Source organism: Mycobacterium sp. (assembly GCF_965229105.1).
Lineage (GTDB): Bacteria > Actinomycetota > Actinomycetes > Mycobacteriales > Mycobacteriaceae > Mycobacterium.
In genome coordinates this window covers 713,507-731,239 of sequence record NZ_OZ245858.1, presented here as the reverse complement: position 1 = coordinate 731,239, position 17,733 = coordinate 713,507, and the positions used below count along the sequence as shown (strand labels likewise).

Below are 17,733 nucleotides of genomic sequence, written 5' to 3'. Positions count from 1 at the left end.
GACGGTAACCCGCCGAGCGTTAGCCCTCGCGCGGAATGTGAATACTGTACTGACTGATTTTGCGATACAGCGTGGCTCGGCTCATGCCGAGATCGCGGGCGGCATCGGCCATGGTCGCCGCGCCGTGTGAGGACAGCACCCGGATGATCTCGCCGCGCTCGAAGGCCTCGATGCGAGACAGATGCCGCGACGAGCCGGCCAGCACCTCAGGTGGCAGGCCGGCCACCTCGATGACGTCGGTGCGGTTCGCGGCGTGCGACACCACCCGCGACAGCTGATCGACATTGCCCGGCCAGCCATAGTTCTGCAGCGCCCGTGCCGCGGACGGGCTGATCACCACATCTCTGCCGCGGGCCCGTCGCGCGATATGTGCCGCCAGCGGTAACACATCCTCGGGGCGATCACGCAGTGGCGCAACGGGAATGACAGTGTCGACCAGACCGGCCAACGCCGCCGGGATGTCCTCGAAGCGCTGTGCTGTCACCGCGAACGGCACCGCCGTCACACCACCAGACCGCAGCACCAGATCGCGCAACTGCTCGGCCGCCCAGATCGGCAGCATGTCGACGTCCCGAACGATCACCGCGGTGTGTTCCTTGCCCAGCTCCGGTGTCCACAGTCCCAACCAGGTCTGGATATCCGTCGGCGCAGGCGCACTGGCCGACAGGATCCGATCGCGGGGGTAGGTGTGGCGGGCCGCCTGGGCAAGCAGCGTCGAGCGACCCGCTCCTGGCTCACCGAGGGCGGCGACGATATTGCCCGACGACATCGCCTGCTCGGCCCGGGTGACCGCGCCGTTCCAGGATTCCGATAACGCGTGCACGGTTCCTGACCCCGGTTCCAGCCGCGGTACCTCGACGCGGAACACCTGGCCGCGCGGGGTCTGTCGGGGTCGGTGTCCGGTGGACCTCGCCAGCATCAGTGCCATCGTGTTACTCGCCGCCGACCGGGCCAGCGCCAACAACAACTCGCTGGAGGACTGCGACCAGGTGGTCAGGTTGACGCTGCCCTCCAACCGTCCGGTGGTGGGTTCGATGACCGGGACCGCCGCGCAGGTGAACGCGCAGAGGTTCTGCGCGTAATGCTGGTCGGCGCGCACCAGCGTCGGGACCCGATCAGCCAGCGCCAGGCCGAGCCCGTTGGTGCCGACCTCCCGCTCGGAGTAGGCGAAGCCGGGTGCCAAATGCACATCATCGAGGGCTTGCAGCAGGCTGTGGTCGCCGCTGAGCCTGTTGAGAACCACGCCGTCGGCATCGGTGAGCATCATGCTGACCGGCTCGTTCGCCAGGGTGCGGTGCAGGTCGAGCAGTACCTCGCTACCGCACTGGTAGAAGAACGACCCGAGGTCGTCGGTGCCGGTGAAGACCGGTTCGACGCTGTCCTGCGGGACGCCGTACTCCTCGCTGCGCTGCCAGGACGCCAACAATCGGCGGGGCACTGGGGCCTCGCCACGCTGCAGCTGATGCAGCGTCACCCGTTCCGGCAATTCGTTGTTCGCACTGTGATCCACGTTACAAGCAGCCTCGCAGAACGGCGCCGGCTCATTGGTTAGTCAGCGTCTCAGATTGAGACTCCGACGCCCTCTGTTGCGCTGCCGACCGGCCATAGGCTCCGGTCAGTTGATGTGACAGCCCTCACACCACCGTTCGATGCAACGCAGCCCACAGGAGAACCGCATGTACCGCAAGGACGACACCAGCTACTTCATCGTCGACGCCCACGTGGCCCTGTGGGACGCCAGGCCAGAAAATCTGCGCAATATCCACGGCAAGCAGTTCATCGACTGCTTCTACGACTATCACCGCAACCTGTCACCGGAAGCGGAGGTCTGGAGCTACGAGGACTACCTGTATCAAGGCGGGGCACGGCTGATGAAGGACCTGTTCGACGACGGCTATGTCGACCACGCGATCTTCCAGCCCGCCGCCCTCGGCGAGTTCTACTACAAGGGTTTCGGGCAGACCGACGAGGCGTCCGAACTCGCCAAGGCCCATCCTGAGAAGCTGACCTACAACCACAATTTCGACCCGCGCAACGGCGAGGCCGGCCTGGATCAACTCCGCGACGACGCCCGACGGTTCAACCTCAAGGGCGTCAAGCTCTACACCGCCGAATGGCACGGCGATTCGCGCGGCTGGCGACTCGACGATCCATGGGCCTACCGCTATTTCGAGGCGTGCCGCGAACTCGGGATCCGCAATATCCACGTCCACAAGGGCCCGACCATCCGCCCGCTGGACCGCGACGCGTTCGACGTGGCCGATATCGATCACGTCGCCTCTGACTTCACCGATCTCAACTTCATCGTCGAACACTGCGGGCTGCCCCGGCTGGAGGATTTCTGCTGGATCGCCACCCAGGAGCCCAATGTGCATGCCGGCCTGGCGGTGGCGATGCCGTTCATCCACACCCGACCCAAGTACTTCGGTCAGATCATGGGTGAATTGCTCTACTGGATCGGCGAGGACCGCATCCAGTTCTCCTCGGACTACGCCATCTGGACGCCGCGCTGGCTGGTCGAGGCGTTCGTCGATTTCCAAATCCCCACCGAACTCGACGAATACGCGCCGATCACCACCGACCAGAAGAAGAAGATCCTCGGACTCAACGCCGCGAAGATGTACGACATTCCGGTGCCTGCGGAGCTACAACTTGCTGACGCCGATGAAACGCCGGTAGGCCCCCGCGGTGCCGACAACCTTGTCGGTGCGTGATGGATGCGGCCGTGCTGCGGGCGTTGGATGCGGTGATCGACCCCGAACTCGACGAACCCATCACCGATCTCGGCTTCGTCCACACCGTCGCGGTCAGCGATTCCGGTGACGTCGAGGTGCACCTGCGGTTGCCGACGTCGTTCTGTGCGCCGAACTTCGCATACCTGATGGCTTCTGATGCCAAAGATGTTCTGGTGGATCTTGATTGGACCCGAGATGTCACCGTCGAACTCGACGACCACCACGATTCCGGCATCATCAACGCCGGGCTGGCCTCCGACGCGGGTTACCGCGGTACCTTCGCCCACGAAGCCCAGGACGACCTGGACGAGTTGCGGGTGACGTTCCAGCGCAAAGCGCACACCGCGGCGATGGAGCGGTGCCTGACCGCGCTGCTGCGCGCCCATCCGGACCGCAGCGTCGAGTCGATGGGCCGGGTGCTCCTGCGCGAGCTGCCCTACGACGCCACCACCCAGGCGCTGCGGCGCCGCCGCGCTGCCATCGGCCTCTCCGTCGACGGCGACGCGGTGGTGATGGTGGATCACCACGGTATCGGCTACCAGCCTGACGATGTCCCGATCATGTTGCGGCGGGCCAGATCCACCCGGATCTCGATCGACGGTAATGCGCACTTCTGCCGTGGTCTGTTGCGCACCCGCTATCCCGATGCCCCCCAACACCGCCTCACCCTTGTGGGAAAGGAAACCCAGTCATGAGCACGATGCGTGCCGTCCAGGTGGTCGGCTACCACCAGAACCTCGAGATGGCCGACGTCCCGGTGCCGACCCCGACGGGCCCGTTCGACGTCGTCGTGAAGATCGGCGGCGCCGGGGTCTGCCGGACCGATCTGCACATCCTGGAAGGGCAGTGGGCGGAGAAGTCCCAGGTGGTGTTGCCGTACACGATCGGTCACGAGAATGCCGGCTGGGTACATGCCGTCGGCTCGGCCGTCACCCACGTTTCCGAGGGTGACAAGGTGATCCTGCATCCGCTGATCACCTGCGGACTGTGCCGCGCCTGCCGCTCGGGTGACGACGTCCATTGCGAGGCAAACCAATTCCCCGGTATCGACACCAACGGCGGGTACGCCGAGTATCTGAAGACCTCGGCGCGCAGTGTGGTGAAGATCGACGATTCACTGGAGCCGGCCGATATCGCCGCCCTGGCCGATGCCGGACTGACGGCGTATCACGCGGCCGCCAAGGCGGCCAAACGACTGACGCCGCGCGATAAGTGCGTCATCATCGGGGCCGGTGGGTTGGGCCACATCGGGATTCAAGTGCTCAAGGCACTGAGCCCGGCCGAGTTGATCGTCGTCGACCGCAACCCCGATGCGCTCAAGCTCGCCGAGGCGATCGGCGCCGATCACGGTGTGGTGGCCGACGGTACCCAGGTCGAGCAGGTGCTGGAGCTAACAGGTGGTAACGGGGCCGAAGTTCTGGTCGACTTCGTCGGTGAAGGCGGCGCCACCGGCGAGGGCATCCAAATGTTGCGCCGGGCAGGCGATTACCACGTGGTGGGTTACGGCGAGAACATCAACGTCCCGACCATCGACATCATTTCCACCGAGATCAACTTCATCGGCAACCTGGTCGGTTCCTACAACGACCTGTGCGACTTGATGGCGTTGGCGGCCCGCGGTGCGGTCAACCTGCACACCCAGAAGTACCAGCTCGATGATTTCCAATCCGCCATCGACGACCTCGACGCCGGCAAGGTTCGTGGCCGCGCGATCCTGACCCCTTAGAAAGGTGTGATCTGCAGTGATCTTCATCGTCGTGAAGTGGACGCCGAAACCGGAGCACCTCGAGAACTTCCCCAATATCGTTGCCGATTTCACCGCGGCCACCCGCGCAGAGCCGGGCAACCTATTCTTCGAGTGGTCACGCAGCCTGGATAATCCATCGGAATATGTTCTGGTGGAAGGCTTTCGGGATGGTGATGCCGGTGGTGCGCACGTCAACAGCGAGCATTTCAAGGCCTTCGTCGCCGATGCACCGAAGGTCTTGGCATCGACCCCGCTGATCATCAGCCACTCGATCGATGCGACCGGTTGGTCTGAGATGGGTGAGATCAAAGTGTAGGACCGGTTGAACGCCGGCCGGTCCCTTACTTTCCCCTAACGTCGTCACCGTCTGTTGACATCTGCGGGAGCAACGCCGACCGATGTCGCAAATCACTTCGCTTCGCAAACGACACGTGTACGAATTGCGAACCCCCGGAGGTTGCCGATATAACGTGCACCTGTGCCAGACATTGATCGACGCAGCTGGATGGTGATGGCGGGAATCGCCGCAGCCGGTGCCGTCCTCCCCGTGCCCGTCGCCCAGGCCGAACCGGGCCAACCCGGTGAGCCAGGGGTAGGCCCAGGTCCAGGGCCCGCACCGGTGCCCGGCGCACCGGCGGCCGGAGCCGCACCGGCGTACGCGTTCCACGACGAGTTCGACGGGCCGGCCGGCTCTGCCCCCGATCGGTCGAAGTGGGTGGTGTACACCAAGCGCGAGACGATCAGGAACCCGGTGTTCTGGGATCGGCCCGAAAACATGGGTGAATACCGCGACGACCGCCGCAATGTGTTCATCGACGGCAACTCCAATCTCGTCATCCGCGCCACCAAAGAAGGCGACAAGTACTTCGGCGGGAAACTGCAGAGCACCTTCTGGGGTGGCATGGGGCACACCTTCGAAGCCCGGATCAAATTCGACTGCCTGACCAACGGCGCCTGGCCGGCCTTTTGGCTGCTCAACCCTGACCCCAACGTCGGTGGTGAGGTCGACCTGGTGGAGTGGTACGGCAACCAGAACTGGCCCTCAGGCACCACCGTGCATGCCCGCCTCGACGGCACGTCCTTTGCCACCTTCCCGTTCCCGGTCGATAACGCGTGGCACGTCTGGCGGATGACCTGGGATCCGACCGGCATGTACTTCTGGCGCGATTACGCCCCCGGGATGGAGCCGTACTTCGCGGTCGCGGCGAACTCCCTGGAAGATTGGCCGTTCAACTTCCCCGACTACACCTTGTCGCCGGTGCTCAACCTGGCGGTCGGCGGTTCCGGCGGCGGCGACCCGGCCGGCGGCAACTACCCGTGCGACATGCTGGTCGACTGGGTGCGGGTCTGGTAACTCGCTAGCGGAGCGTCTCGGCCGGATAGCCGAGGACGGTCGTATGCACGATTACTGGTTCTGCAGCTTCGGCCAATATCATGGATGCAGCTATGACCGATAACGCTGCAGTACTGGCAACCGAGAAGGGGCCCAGTGGGGGTCCCACCGGGCCCTCAAAAGACCGCATTTCCGCCGAAGCCCGCCGTCGCAGGACATTCGCGGTTATCAGCCACCCCGACGCCGGTAAATCGACGCTGACCGAAGCGTTGGCGCTGCACGCACGGGTGATCACCGAGGCCGGGGCCATTCACGGCAAGGCGGGGCGCCGCTCCACCGTGTCGGACTGGATGGACATGGAGAAGGCCAGGGGCATCTCCATCACGTCGACCGCCCTGCAGTTCCCGTACATCTCCCCGAGCGGGCAGGACTGCGTCATCAACCTGCTCGACACCCCCGGCCACGCCGACTTCTCCGAGGACACCTACCGCGTCCTGACCGCCGTCGACTGCGCGGTGATGCTGATCGACGCCGCGAAAGGCCTGGAACCGCAGACCCTCAAGCTTTTCGAGGTGTGCCGGCTACGCCGTATCCCCATCATCACCGTCATCAACAAATGGGATCGGCCCGGTCGTGACCCGCTGGAGCTGATCGATGAGATCGCGGCCCGCATCGGTCTGCGTCCCACACCACTGACCTGGCCGGTGGGTATCGCCGGTGATTTCAAGGGTGTCCTCGACCGCCGCAGCGGCAACTTCATCCGGTTCACCCGCACCGCAGGCGGCGCCACCGCCGCCCCCGAGGAGCACCTCGATCCCGACGCTGCCCTGGTGTCCGCCGGTATCGACTGGGAGAACGCGGTCGAAGAGTCCGAACTGCTCTCCGCCGACGGCTCCGACTACGACCGCGACACATTCCTCGGCTGCGAGACGACGCCGGTGCTGTTCACCTCGGCCGCCCTGAACTTCGGAGTCAATCAATTGCTCGACGTCCTGGTCCAGCTGGCCCCGTCCCCGGATGGACAACTCGATGTCGACGGCCATCGGCGCGCCACCGAGTCGCCGTTCAGCGCCTTCGTGTTCAAAGTGCAGGCCGGGATGGACTCTTCGCATCGCGACCGGATCGCCTACGCACGGGTGTGTTCGGGCACCTTCGAGCGGGGTGAAGTCCTGACGCACGCCACCACGGGTAAGCCGTTCGTCACCAAGTACGCGCAGTCGGTGTTCGGGCGAGAACGCTCCACCCTGGACACCGCATGGCCGGGCGACGTGATCGGGCTGGCCAACGCCAACGCGCTGCGCCCGGGCGACACCCTCTACCGCGATATCCCCGTGCAGTACCCGCCGATCCCGAGCTTCTCCCCTGAACATTTCGCCGTCGTCCGTGGCACCGATCCCAGTAAGCACAAGCAGTTCCGCAAGGGCATCGAGCAGATGGAGCAGGAAGGCGTCGTGCAGGTGCTGCGTTCGGACCGCCGCGGTGAGCAGGCACCGATCTTCGCCGCCGTCGGGCCGATGCAGTTCGAGGTTGCCACCCACCGGATGGCCAACGAGCTCAGCGCCCCGATCTCCTTGGAGTTCCTGCCTTACACCGTGGCCCGCGGTGTCGATGCGGCCGGTGCCGAGGTCCTCAAAAGCCAGCCGTCGGTCGAGGTATTCACCCGCACCGATGGTGTTCTCCTGGCGTTGTTCTCCACCAAATGGCGCCTCGAGGGCTTCCAACGGGATAACCCCGACGTGAACCTGTTTCCCTTGGTGGCGGCGGGCGACTCCTGACGGGGTTAGGTTGAAACAGGAAACGGGAGGTTTGCTGTGACACTTCGAGTCAATCTCGACGAGATGCTCACCTCGGCCGTCCACCTCACCAACCAGGGTGAAGATCTGGCCATCGGCCACGCTGAGTCGGACGCCACCATCGTCGACGCTCAGGTCGGATGGCAAGGAATGTCGGCCCAGGCGATGGGGGCCAAAGTCGATACCTGGGCCCAGACGTCGGCCACCCTGCTGAGCAGGCTCAGTGATCACGCCCAAGGCCTGCACGCCAGCGCGCACGCATTCGCCACCAACGAAGACCAGCAGTCGCAGGCCTTCGAATCTCTGGCGGAGACTGCCTGCGCCGAGACGAATCGCTAACGGTGACCCGTGGCCTTGTCGGCGGCCGATATCGAACGGTGGAGCTCCGAGTCCGTCCGTGAGGTGTTCCACGCCGCGACCCGTCGCGCTGATGTGACCGCGACCGTTTCCCGCGAACTCGGGACCCTGGCCGTGTTCGACACCTGGGACGGCCAAGCCGCCGAGGCTGCGCGCCACGCGGTGGCCGCCACCCGCCAGGATCTCGACGCCCACGGCCGCGAAGCCCTGGCCGTTGCGCGGGCGGCCGATCGGGCCGCCGATGGCATCGACAGCGTCAAAGCCGACCTGCGCAACCTCAAAGCGGAAGCCGAAGCCGCCGGCCTCGAGGTCGACTCGTCGTCGAACAAGATCGTGCCCACCCCAGGGTCGACACACTCTCGACGCGAAATGCAACAGAAGATTCCGGCGCTACAGGCCAAGCTGGACGCCATCATCGTCAAGGCCAACGACGTCGATTCGGAGCTGGCGTCGGCGATCAACATGGCCGACGGTGACGCGCCCGTTCCTACCGACGCCGGTCCCGCTGTCGGATCCGAGGGCCTGACTCCGACGCAGATCGCCAGCGACGCCAACGAAGAGCGGATGCGCCTGGACCGCGCCGCCACCCAGGCGCAGGTCGACAAGCTGCAACCGGGGTACGACGAGCTGGCCCGCCAGGTGTACATGGGTGATCGCAGCGCCGAAACCATGGATGCGCTGCACGCCATGCAGGCTCAGCTGGCGCCACTGAAGAGTCACTTGGCCGACCTCAACGCTGTGCACGACGCACTGGCGAAGGCGCCGGAAACCTATCTGACGGTATTCGATCCGCGGACCGGGACAGGAAAGCCGGTGCTGGCGGCCGTCGCGGTCGGCAATCCCGATACGGCGTCGAAGATATCGGTATCGGTGCCGGGGGTCGGCTCAACGACACAGGGCGCGCTGCCTGGCATGGTCAGCGAAGCCAGCAACCTGCGCGATACGACGCAGCGGCAGATGGACCGCCTCGGTATCCCCGGGACAGTCGCCTCGATCGCCTGGATGGGATACGACACGCCACCAAACCCACTCGACACCGGCAGCCCCCGAGATACTTGGGCGACCATGAACGACAATCTGGCGCAGACCGGGGCGACCGACCTGTCGACCTATCTCAAGACCGTCGACGCCAACAACCCGAACGCGCAGATCAGCCTGCTTGGTCACTCCTACGGCTCGTTGACGTCGTCGCTGGCCATGCAGCAGCTGCACGACCAAGGGGTGCACGCCGTAGATAACGTGGTCTTCTACGGCTCCCCCGGTTTGGAACTGACCAGCGCCGGCGAACTGGGCGTGGACTCCGGGCACGCGTATGTGATGCGGGCGCCAGACGATCCGATCACCACCTACGTCGCACCGGCGGCACCGCTGCACGGCTGGGGCGTCGACCCCTACGCCGGGATCCTGCCGGAGCTGTCCTCGCAGGCCGGCTCCAGCCCGGACGGTGTCCTCCGCGACGGCGTCGGCAGCCATGCCGACTATCCCCGCCCCGGCGCCAACGGCACCGACCTGCGGATGTCGGGTTACAACCTGGCCGCCGTGGTGGCGGGTGTGCCGTCGGATCAACTCGTGATGGCCGAGCCACCCGCGATGCCCCATATCGTGCCGGGTGGGCAGGTGCCCGTCCCGCCGGTCCCAGGAGGCCGATGATGACCGCGGTGCTCACCCGTGTCCTGGCGTCATGTCTGTGCGTAGCGGCCGTCGCGGGTTGCGGATCATCACCCGCAGGAGAGGAACCCACCATGTCGACCACATCGCCGTCCGCTGAGGATCTCAATAGCGTGCTGCGCCAACGTCCCTCGTTCGAGGCTGCCCAGCAGCAGTACCTCTCTGCGGTGACCGATACCGCCAACCGGATCGCGGCGCTGGTGCCGGGGATGACCTGGGATTTGCGGGAGAACAGCTGGCGCGGCTGCGGCGGCCGATTCGTCGGCACCGACGGTGTGCAGGCCTACGTCTACGCGGTGTTCAATCTTGCAACCCCCGAAACACTTTGGCCGACGGCGCTGCAAATCGTCAAGGACAGCGCGGCGACGCTCGGTGCCACCGACGTGCGGGCCATCGTCGACGAACCCGGAAACCGCGATGTCATGATGACCGGCGGTGACGGTATCGAGGTCGAGTTCGGCACCGCGAAAGCGACCATCCTGTCGGCGAAGTCAGACTGCCGGCTGCGGCAGTAACCAATCAGCCCGCGCGTTCGGCCCAGGCGAAAAATTCCTCCGCGGAGAACACCGGCTTGCCCATCTCTTGGGCCTTGCGGGCCTTGATGGATTGCGTACCGACCTCCGCAGCGATCAACACCTCGCAGCGGCTCTTCGACACCGTCTTGACCGGTGTCAGTCCCCGCGCCGCAGCGAGGGCCTCAATCTCCTCCTTGGACACCACCCGTCCTGCCGAATCCTGCGCGGTGCCGGTAAAGGTGATCCGCGCCCCCGGCACCAGCACGGTGGAAATGTCTGGCCCGTTCGGTGCCGATTCCATTGAGCTGTCGATGATGTCGATGCCCAAGACTTTCGACACCTCCCGCAGCCGGCCGATCGAATCCTCAGTCAACCGGACCCGCGCTGCGGCGGCTTTGAGTTGATCGGCCACCGAGTATCGGGCGGCCGCCAGCCACGACGTGCCAACCACCCCACCGCACTGGGCAATCGCCTCCTGCGCGTCCACCCGGCCCAACAGGATCCCGCCGATGTGCTGGCTTACCTGCAGCAGCGCGGAGACGGCGGGTAGCTGCGCTGACGTCGGTGTGCGCGCCTGGTGATCGCGACTGACCAGGTGACCGGAAAGGTTTTGGGACAGTCGAGATTCGGTGAACTCCGTGGCACCCGCGTCGGTGTGTCCGGAGGCGATGAGGGCGTCCAACGCCGAGACCGCCCGCACCAGCGCGGTGCCGGCGCTGCGGGCCCGATGATGCCGCGGGCCAAGCGCAGTCGGTGGCACCTCAACCCCCAGCGGCATCACCACGACGTGCCCGAGTCGCTTGAGTTCGAAGTCGATGATGCCCATCGTGGTGTCGATGTCGATGCCCACCGGTGTGCAGCCCGCCAACATCGGGGCGATCACACTCCACGCCTCGGCGAGCGTCGGCGCCAGCAGCACATCGGAGGTCGAGATACCGAAGGCCTGTCGCGCATCGGCGAGATCACGCTGCGGGTTGATCACGGTGCTGATCGCGGACCCGTCGTCGAACGCCACGGCGAGCTCCACCGGCCGCGGCCGCGACATCCGCGCCTCGTCGCCGACGGCGAGAATGTCGATCGCGCAGTAACGGCGCGTATCACCCTGCCGGACAGCGGTATTGAGAAAGCGCGCGATGCGCCGGTCCGACTTGAGGTCCTTGGGCAGCACCGGCCGCTTGAGCACCAGGCCGCGCATGGACGTGCAGCGGCTCAGTGCGACGTAGAGCTGGCCGGAGGAGAAGGTGCCGCCGGTCAGGTCGACGACCACCCGGTCCAGCGTCTGCCCCTGGCTCTTGTGGATCGTGATCGCCCATGCCAGCTTGAACGGCAACTGAGTGAACGTCCCGACCACCTCGTGGCGTAACGAACCACCCTCGACAACCGGCCGGGTCGCCTCCCAGGTCTGTGGGACGATCTCGGCGAACGAACCGTCGTTGAATTCAACTGTCACAACGATCTTTTCGCCATTGTGGATATCCACGATCCGGCCGAGGGTGCCGTTCACCCACCGCTGAGACTGGTCGTTGTTGAGCATCATGATCTGGGCGCCGACCTTGAAGCGCAGATCGTCGTCGACAGGCGGATCGAACAAGCTCAGATCGCCCGACACCGTCGCCCGGTGGCGGACTTCGGCACCGGCCAATCGATCGAGGTGTTCGCGGTTGCGCGCCGTCACCAACCTGTTCGCCGGCGCCAACGTCAACCAGAACTCGTCGTCGGGCGGCACGAAGAACGGATCGGTCCTGGCGTTGAGTTGCTTCTGCGCGTGCCCCAGCAGGATCCCCTCCCTGATCTCATTGAGGATCGAGGTCATCTGGTCATCGCCCAGCTGGCGGAACACCGTCGTCAGCGCGACAGTGGGAAAATCCTCGCGCCGGAAGCTGTCGGCGGAGAAAAAGTACGGCGTCGCGTACCGGGTGGAGAAGTATTCGCCTTCGGCTTCTTGCACCACCGGCGGCAGCTGATACAGATCACCCACGAGCACGATCTGGACCCCGCCGAATGGCGTCCCCGGTTCCGGGCCGAACCGGCTCAGCGCGGCGGCCAGCTTGTCGAACAGGTCGGCCCGCACCATGGACGCCTCGTCGATGATGAGCGTGTCCAGTGCGGCCAGGGTCTTGGCGAACCTGGTCGGGCGGTAGCTGCCGGAACGGACATCGTCAATCGAGGTGGTCGCGATAAAACCGAACAACCGGTGGATGGTGTAGCCGTTGACGTTGAGCGCCGCGATGCCGGTTGGCGCGACCACCACGACCTTGCGGTCGGTATCGGCCATGAACTGCCGGATCAACGTGGACTTGCCGGTGCCTGCTTTACCGGTGAGGAAGAAGTGGCGGCGGTCGCTGAGCAGGGCCAGCGCGGTGCTGAACTCCTCAGTCAGCACGATGTCGCCCCCCGGCACCCTCCCACCCCCTTTTCCTTCACAACGATCGTCTCAAACTCTGTCCGGCTTCGCTGGTCAGCTAGAAAAATGACGACTTTTCCTGCGGCAGTGTCAGTTTCGATGGGGTCCTGACCTTCACTGCAACACGTCTCCACCGGAGACGTTGACAATCGAACCGGTGGTGTACGACGACAGTTTCGAGGCCAGCAGCACCACCGTCGGGACGATCTCCTCCACCAGCCCGAACCGGCCCAGCGGCAACTCGGCCTTTTTGGCTTCGAGCCAGGCGGGCGGCAACGACCACAGCATGTCCGTCTCGATCGGGCCGGGTGCGATGCAGTTGACGGTGATCCCGTCTCCGGCGAGATCCAACGCCGCGCAGCGGGTCAACGCGTGAACAGCGCCCTTCGCCGCACCGTAATGCGCAATCTGGTGGCCGCCCTTGAGCGCGATATTGGACCCGAACAGGACGATGCGCCCATAACCGCGCCGCCGCATCCCGGGAATGACCGCCTTGAGCGGGTAGAACGTGCCGTTCAGATTGACGTCGATCATGCGGCGCCAGCTCGCTATCGCCATCTCCTGCAGGTCCACCGACTCGTCGATCGCGGCTGCGGTCACCAGAATCGACGGGTCACCCCAACGCTGCTGCACGCCGGCAACCGCAGACTCGACCTGGTCGTTATCGGCGACGTCAACCAGCGCCGTCGCACACCGGCCACCATGTTCGACGATCTCGGCGGCGGTGGCCGCCAGACCGTCACCGTCGAGGTCCAGCAGCTCGACAGCGGCGCCGTGGCGCGCCAACGCGACGGCGACGCCGCGGCCCAGCCCGTTACCCGCCCCGGTCACCACCGCCACGTCATCGGTCAGGTCGATTTCAAGCACGGCACCTCCAGCCCGGGTCGCTCACCACTGTCCTCCTGAATCCTTCCCTGATCTGGAGGTATCCGTCGGGTGGGCCGGTTATTGCAGCTAGACATCCCAGGTTCGTAAGTGTCAAGCGGCCTGGGTGTCAGGGTTAGTTTGGCGGTGCGCCCAGGCCTTGTGTTCGTTGTAGTGGGTGTGGTGGCGCAGACAGCCGTGGAGGATGCCGACGAATCGGTTTCCGACGGCTCGAAGGGCTTGGTGGTGAAGGTCGCCAGCTGCGCGGTGTTGGTCGTAGTAGGCGCGGGCCCCAGGGCTGGACCTCAGCGCGCAGAAGGCCCACATGTCGATAGCGTCGTAGAGGCGGCGATTACGTACGTGGCGGGCAAGCACAGCGCGTTTTCTGCCCGAGGCGATGGTCAATGGTGAAGTTCCGGCGTAGTTCTTGCGACACTTGGCGGTGGTGAATCGGTTCGGATCATCGCCGAGCTCGCCGAGCACCCGGGCGCCGAGGATGACACCAAGTCCTGGCAGGGAGAGGTAGATGTCGGCGTCCGGGTGTGTCTCAAAATGTGTTGCCAGCTCAACCTCAAGGTCGGCGACCTGATGGTTGAGCTCATTGATGATGCCGACCATGGCGCGGGTGCTCGCCGCGAACGCTGCGGTCACTGCGGCGGGGGCGGTCAGCTGTTCGCTGCGTAACGCAGCCTGAATCTCTTGAGCGCGAGTATCCAGATTGCGTTGTCGCCCAGCAGCTTTGAGTGCCGATCGGATTTTGGCGAGACTCAAGGTAGCGGCTTGAACCGGGCTCGGGGCGCGACCTAGAACTGCCAAGGCGTCGCGGTCGTGTAGATCGTCGAATGCCTCCAGTGCACCCGGGTAGTACTCCCGCAGCGCCGACCGCAGGGCGTTGGTGTGCTGGTTTCGGGTCCAGATCAGGTTCTGATGCGCCCGGGCCAACACCTTGACCGCTTCAGCTTCAGCGGTATCGCCAGCGACGAGTCGGTGGTTGTGCCGGTCGGTGCGCACGAGATCGGCCAGGAGTTTGGCGTCGGCGGCATCAGACTTGGCTCCCGAGACGTGGTGGCGGTCGCGGTAGCGGGCGGCCGCCATGGGGTTGATGGCATACACCTGGTAGCCGGCGGCTACGAGTGCGGTGACCCATAAGCCGCGGTCGGTTTCGATCCCGATGATCACCTGGCCGGGTTCTGCGGTGTGTCTGGCCAACAGTTCATGGAACTCGCCAATTCCGGCAAGTCCCTCGGGTAATCGACGCGAAGCCAGTCGCGTCCCGGTCTCGTCCATGAGATGGACGTCGTGATGGTCCTCGGCCCAGTCGTCGCCGACGAAGATCATGTAGCACCCTCCTTGGTCGTCAAACATGTTCGAGCCCAAGGGTGCCCGGCGACGAGCTAATGGATCAGTGCTCAGGTGGCACGACATCCCATCAGTGCTTGTAGGAACCCTTACCACCGGTCGGGGCGTGATCTAGCTTTAGAAGTCGATCATCGCTTCAGCAGGTAATGACGCTCACCGACCGGCGGCTCGGTGAACAGCGTCCCTCTCACCATTCGATATCACGAGGAGGCGCGCTGTTCAATACCCATTAGCAGGTATACCAAGTTGGTTGTCAGCAGTAACGACACGCGCCGCGCCCTGCGGCACCGTGAAGTATGGACGCCGCGCTGGCCCAGGCCATCACACAGCTCTCCGCGGAGCAACGGGCCGTGCTGCAGCGGTGCTACCGCCGGGGCTGGACAACCCACCACACCGCCGCCGATCTTGGCATGACCGACAACGCCGTCAAATCGTCACTGCATGACACGCTGATCTCCTTGGTGGCCTCGACGAAGTAGCCCCGCGAATATGTTCGTCAGCGATTCTGACCTGCTGCCGGGTTGAACGTGTCGATGGCGTCGCGGATCGCCGCCACCATGGCCGGACTACCGGTGTGTCCGGAATCCTCGATGACCACTAATTCCGCGTCGGGCCAGGCTTGTGCGAGTTCCCACGCGGTCAGCAGTGGGCTGGACAGATCGAGGCGGCCGTGAATCAGCACTCCGCGAATACCCTTCAGGCGGTGGGCATTCAGTAGCAACTGGTTGTCGTCCAGCCACGCTCGGTGGGCAAAGTAATGGGTACAAATCCGTACGAACGCCAGCTTGGCTGCGTCGGGCTTAGCGCTGTACTGGCCAGGGCTTCCCAGCGTCTCGTGTGCGATCGCGGCGTCTTCCCATGCGCACCAGTCATGTACCGCCTGCGCTCGGACTGCCGGGTCGGGGTGTTCCATCAGCTGGCGGTAGGCCTCGACGAGATCGCCATCGCGCTGGTGGTCGGGCACGCCGTTGCGGAACCGTTCCCATTCGATCGGCAGCATCAGACGCAGTCCGTGGTAGAGCCAGTCGATCTCTTGTGGCCGCGTCATCGTGACTCCGAGCAGGATGATGCCGTGCACCCTGTCTGGGTGGCGTTGGGCGTACGCCAGGATCAGCGTCGATGCCCAGGACCCGCCGTAGAGCAGCCATCGGTCGATAGTGAGGTGTTGGCGCAGAGCTTCCATGTCGGCAAGTAAGTGTTCGGTGGTGTTGGCCGCCATGTCGGTGCCCGGGTCGGCCGCATGGGGCACACTGTCGCCGCAGCCACGCTGGTCGAATATCACGACCCGAAACACGTTGGGATCAAAGCCTTTGTGCGCTCCGCGTGGTCTGCCCCCGCCCGGCCCGCCGTGAACGATAAGGGCAGGTAACCCGTTTGGGTTACCTCGGGCCTCCCAGTAGATCCGGTTGCCCTGACCGACATCGAGCAATCCGTGGTCGTACACCTGCGCCTCAGGGAACGAACGCATGCCAGACACAATTGACACGCTAACCGACGCGACGCGCGCCGGAGATGCGTGCCACTTGTCTGCTCAGTGTGCGATCCGCCAGTGGGCTCGACAGCGCCGGTTTGAGCCAGCGGGCGGCAGCCACCCATCTCGGCACGTCGACGCGCCTCTTGCGATGTTCGATTGCCTCAACGAGGCGCGCCGCGCACTGATCGGCTGTGACGCTCCGGCGCAGCGGTCCCGGCAATGCCGCCAACAGCGTGGTGAACTCCGTTGAACTGCGCTTGGTTTCGCGCAACATCGGGGTATCGACCAACGACATGTGCGCCGAGCCGACGCCGACGCCCCGGTGGGCGACCTCGATCCGCAGGACGTTCGCGAACTGCTCGACACCGGCCTTACTCGCGCCATAGGCCGCCATACCTGGCACAGCGGTATAGGACGACGTCGATGCCACGACCAGGACGTAGCCCCGTTGATCGATAATCGACGGCAGCGCGGCGCGGACGGTGTGAAAGACGCCGATCAGGTTGGTTTCGATGACTCGCCGGAAGGTTTCCGGCTCCACGGTCTCGACAAGGCCCCAGTGCTCGACCCCCGCGTTGGCGACCACCACGTCGATCGCGCCGAATCGGGACACTGCGGTCTCGGCGGCAGACCGCATCGCGTCAAAGTCGTTGACGTCGCAGGTGGCCCAGACGACGGAATCGTCTCCAAGTTCAGCTGCCAGCGCGCGGACGCCGTGCTCATCGATGTCGACGAGCACCAGGCGTGCACCGCGTTGGTGTAGTAGCCGCGCCATGCTGGCGCCGATCCCGCGAGCGGCCCCGGTGATCATCACTACTTTTCCATGGAGCATTACGCATCCTCCCCGTCACACCAGGCCGACCCGGGCCGGTTCATCCATCATCATTCGCCGTTTCAGCCTTGGCTCGCAGCTGCATCTCGATACCGGTCCGCTGCAGGAGCGTGTCCACGAAGGTGGTTTTGGCGGCGGTGTAGGCATCGCGATCTGTTCGATACCGCTGAGCGAGAACCTCTTTCAGCTCCGCGTACTGTTCACGGGCTGGCTCATCTGTACGCAGTAGGTCTCGGAACGCGGTCAACTCCCGCAGGTGCGGGTCGTCGTGCTGGATCAGGTAGAGGTGATGCGATCGACTCTCTGGTCGCGGGCGCAGAAACCACAGCCGCCATGAGCCGTTCGGATCGGTCGGCCAGTACCACCAGCCGGCCTGCTCCAGCACCGGTATCGCACGGTGTGCCTCAACCAGTGATCTGACCGGCGCCGCGATGTCGATGATCGGCTTGGCAGCCAAGCCCGGCACCGCAGTCGACCCGACGTGCTCCACCTGCCCGTACAACCAGGGCCGCAAGCTCAGCTCCAACTGGTCACGCTGCCGCGCGAACCTGCCTGGCCAGGCGTCGTTGTACGGCGTGACCTGCACCGGTGCGTCCCCCACCTGCCCAGGGTATTCCCGAGGCGGGCTTATCCTCCATCGCTGGCGTACCCT

General features: G+C 64.9%; 17 protein-coding genes. 10 read left to right on the top strand and 7 right to left on the bottom strand.

Features of this window, described 5'->3' with window-relative positions; translation table 11 throughout:
• Window positions 1-19: 19 nt before the first annotated feature.
• The gene (locus tag ADBZ9O_RS03415; protein ID WP_526528413.1) at window positions 20-1,510 is read right to left on the bottom strand and encodes an AAA-type ATPase lid domain-containing protein; all 1,491 of its coding nucleotides are present in this window, start codon (window positions 1,508-1,510) and stop codon (window positions 20-22) included.
• Window positions 1,511-1,676: 166 nt separating this feature from the next.
• On the opposite strand from ADBZ9O_RS03415, the gene ADBZ9O_RS03410 reads away from it, so the two are divergent.
• The 9 genes from ADBZ9O_RS03410 (at window position 1,677) to ADBZ9O_RS03370 (ending at window position 10,148) form a co-directional block, all read left to right on the top strand.
• Window positions 1,677-2,714 (top strand): amidohydrolase family protein, encoded by a 1,038-nt coding sequence (locus ADBZ9O_RS03410; RefSeq protein WP_526532783.1) that lies wholly within the window; start codon window positions 1,677-1,679, stop codon window positions 2,712-2,714.
• The gene (locus tag ADBZ9O_RS03405; protein ID WP_526532781.1) at window positions 2,714-3,430 is read left to right on the top strand and encodes an iron-sulfur cluster assembly protein; all 717 of its coding nucleotides are present in this window, start codon (window positions 2,714-2,716) and stop codon (window positions 3,428-3,430) included. The genes ADBZ9O_RS03410 and ADBZ9O_RS03405 overlap by 1 nt, the downstream gene beginning before the upstream one ends.
• A gap of 5 nt (window positions 3,431-3,435) precedes the next feature.
• Window positions 3,436-4,461: an NAD(P)-dependent alcohol dehydrogenase gene (locus ADBZ9O_RS03400; protein WP_526532779.1), complete on the top strand. Its 1,026-nt coding sequence runs from the start codon at window positions 3,436-3,438 to the stop codon at window positions 4,459-4,461.
• 16 nt (window positions 4,462-4,477) lie between these two features.
• The gene (locus ADBZ9O_RS03395; RefSeq protein ID WP_526528411.1) at window positions 4,478-4,798 is read left to right on the top strand and encodes a putative quinol monooxygenase; all 321 of its coding nucleotides are present in this window, start codon (window positions 4,478-4,480) and stop codon (window positions 4,796-4,798) included.
• 189 nt (window positions 4,799-4,987) lie between these two features.
• The gene (locus tag ADBZ9O_RS03390) at window positions 4,988-5,836 is read left to right on the top strand and encodes a glycoside hydrolase family 16 protein (RefSeq protein ID WP_526532777.1); all 849 of its coding nucleotides are present in this window, start codon (window positions 4,988-4,990) and stop codon (window positions 5,834-5,836) included.
• Window positions 5,837-5,928: 92 nt separating this feature from the next.
• A complete protein-coding gene (locus ADBZ9O_RS03385; protein WP_526528409.1) occupies window positions 5,929-7,590 on the top strand; it encodes a peptide chain release factor 3 in 1,662 nt (553 codons plus the stop codon).
• 36 nt (window positions 7,591-7,626) lie between these two features.
• Complete coding sequence (locus ADBZ9O_RS03380) at window positions 7,627-7,947, top strand: WXG100 family type VII secretion target (RefSeq protein ID WP_526528407.1); 321 nt, start codon at window positions 7,627-7,629, stop codon at window positions 7,945-7,947.
• A gap of 9 nt (window positions 7,948-7,956) precedes the next feature.
• Window positions 7,957-9,615: an alpha/beta hydrolase gene (locus ADBZ9O_RS03375; RefSeq protein ID WP_526528405.1), complete on the top strand. Its 1,659-nt coding sequence runs from the start codon at window positions 7,957-7,959 to the stop codon at window positions 9,613-9,615.
• A gap of 92 nt (window positions 9,616-9,707) precedes the next feature.
• Entirely contained in the window at window positions 9,708-10,148 is a 441-nt protein-coding gene (locus ADBZ9O_RS03370; protein WP_526528403.1) for an LppA family lipoprotein, read from the top strand.
• A 4-nt stretch (window positions 10,149-10,152) separates the two neighbouring features.
• Here the strand turns inward: ADBZ9O_RS03370 and ADBZ9O_RS03365 are convergent, their stop codons facing one another.
• The 3 genes from ADBZ9O_RS03365 to ADBZ9O_RS03355 all read right to left on the bottom strand — a co-directional run bounded on the left by ADBZ9O_RS03365 (window position 10,153) and on the right by ADBZ9O_RS03355 (window position 14,754).
• Window positions 10,153-12,549 (bottom strand): AAA family ATPase, encoded by a 2,397-nt coding sequence (locus ADBZ9O_RS03365; RefSeq protein ID WP_526528401.1) that lies wholly within the window; start codon window positions 12,547-12,549, stop codon window positions 10,153-10,155.
• A gap of 117 nt (window positions 12,550-12,666) precedes the next feature.
• A complete protein-coding gene (locus ADBZ9O_RS03360; protein ID WP_526528399.1) occupies window positions 12,667-13,419 on the bottom strand; it encodes an SDR family NAD(P)-dependent oxidoreductase in 753 nt (250 codons plus the stop codon).
• A gap of 111 nt (window positions 13,420-13,530) precedes the next feature.
• On the bottom strand, window positions 13,531-14,754 hold the full coding sequence (locus ADBZ9O_RS03355; protein ID WP_526528397.1) for an IS110 family RNA-guided transposase: 1,224 nt from the start codon (window positions 14,752-14,754) through the stop codon (window positions 13,531-13,533).
• Between the two features lie 317 nt (window positions 14,755-15,071).
• Here ADBZ9O_RS03355 and ADBZ9O_RS03350 point away from each other — a divergent pair, with 317 nt between their 5' ends.
• Window positions 15,072-15,254 carry a sigma factor-like helix-turn-helix DNA-binding protein gene (locus ADBZ9O_RS03350; RefSeq protein ID WP_526528395.1) on the top strand — a complete coding sequence of 61 codons (183 nt, stop codon included), beginning with the start codon at window positions 15,072-15,074 and terminating at the stop codon, window positions 15,252-15,254.
• A gap of 17 nt (window positions 15,255-15,271) precedes the next feature.
• Here the strand turns inward: ADBZ9O_RS03350 and pip are convergent, their stop codons facing one another.
• The 3 genes from pip to ADBZ9O_RS03335 all read right to left on the bottom strand — a co-directional run bounded on the left by pip (window position 15,272) and on the right by ADBZ9O_RS03335 (window position 17,682).
• Window positions 15,272-16,243: a prolyl aminopeptidase gene (pip, locus tag ADBZ9O_RS03345; RefSeq protein WP_526532775.1), complete on the bottom strand. Its 972-nt coding sequence runs from the start codon at window positions 16,241-16,243 to the stop codon at window positions 15,272-15,274.
• 19 nt (window positions 16,244-16,262) lie between these two features.
• On the bottom strand, window positions 16,263-17,060 hold the full coding sequence (locus tag ADBZ9O_RS03340; protein WP_526532773.1) for an SDR family NAD(P)-dependent oxidoreductase: 798 nt from the start codon (window positions 17,058-17,060) through the stop codon (window positions 16,263-16,265).
• A 61-nt stretch (window positions 17,061-17,121) separates the two neighbouring features.
• On the bottom strand, window positions 17,122-17,682 hold the full coding sequence (locus ADBZ9O_RS03335) for a GrpB family protein (RefSeq protein ID WP_526528393.1): 561 nt from the start codon (window positions 17,680-17,682) through the stop codon (window positions 17,122-17,124).
• Window positions 17,683-17,733: the final 51 nt, after the last annotated feature.

Bases quoted from the DNA above. Each gene is read 5' to 3' on its own strand.
- ADBZ9O_RS03410 (WP_526532783.1), top strand. From the start codon at position 1,677: ATGTACCGCAAGGACGACACCAGCTACTTCATCGTCGACGCCCACGTG.
- ADBZ9O_RS03405 (WP_526532781.1), top strand. From the start codon at position 2,714: ATGGATGCGGCCGTGCTGCGGGCGTTGGATGCGGTGATCGACCCCGAA.
- ADBZ9O_RS03400 (WP_526532779.1), top strand. From the start codon at position 3,436: ATGCGTGCCGTCCAGGTGGTCGGCTACCACCAGAACCTCGAGATGGCC.
- ADBZ9O_RS03390 (WP_526532777.1), top strand. From the start codon at position 4,988: ATGGTGATGGCGGGAATCGCCGCAGCCGGTGCCGTCCTCCCCGTGCCC.
- ADBZ9O_RS03385 (WP_526528409.1), top strand. From the start codon at position 5,929: ATGACCGATAACGCTGCAGTACTGGCAACCGAGAAGGGGCCCAGTGGG.
- ADBZ9O_RS03370 (WP_526528403.1), top strand. From the start codon at position 9,708: ATGTCGACCACATCGCCGTCCGCTGAGGATCTCAATAGCGTGCTGCGC.
- ADBZ9O_RS03355 (WP_526528397.1), bottom strand. From the start codon at position 14,754: ATGATCTTCGTCGGCGACGACTGGGCCGAGGACCATCACGACGTCCAT.
- ADBZ9O_RS03350 (WP_526528395.1), top strand. From the start codon at position 15,072: ATGGACGCCGCGCTGGCCCAGGCCATCACACAGCTCTCCGCGGAGCAA.
- pip (WP_526532775.1), bottom strand. From the start codon at position 16,243: ATGCGTTCGTTCCCTGAGGCGCAGGTGTACGACCACGGATTGCTCGAT.
- ADBZ9O_RS03340 (WP_526532773.1), bottom strand. From the start codon at position 17,060: ATGATCACCGGGGCCGCTCGCGGGATCGGCGCCAGCATGGCGCGGCTA.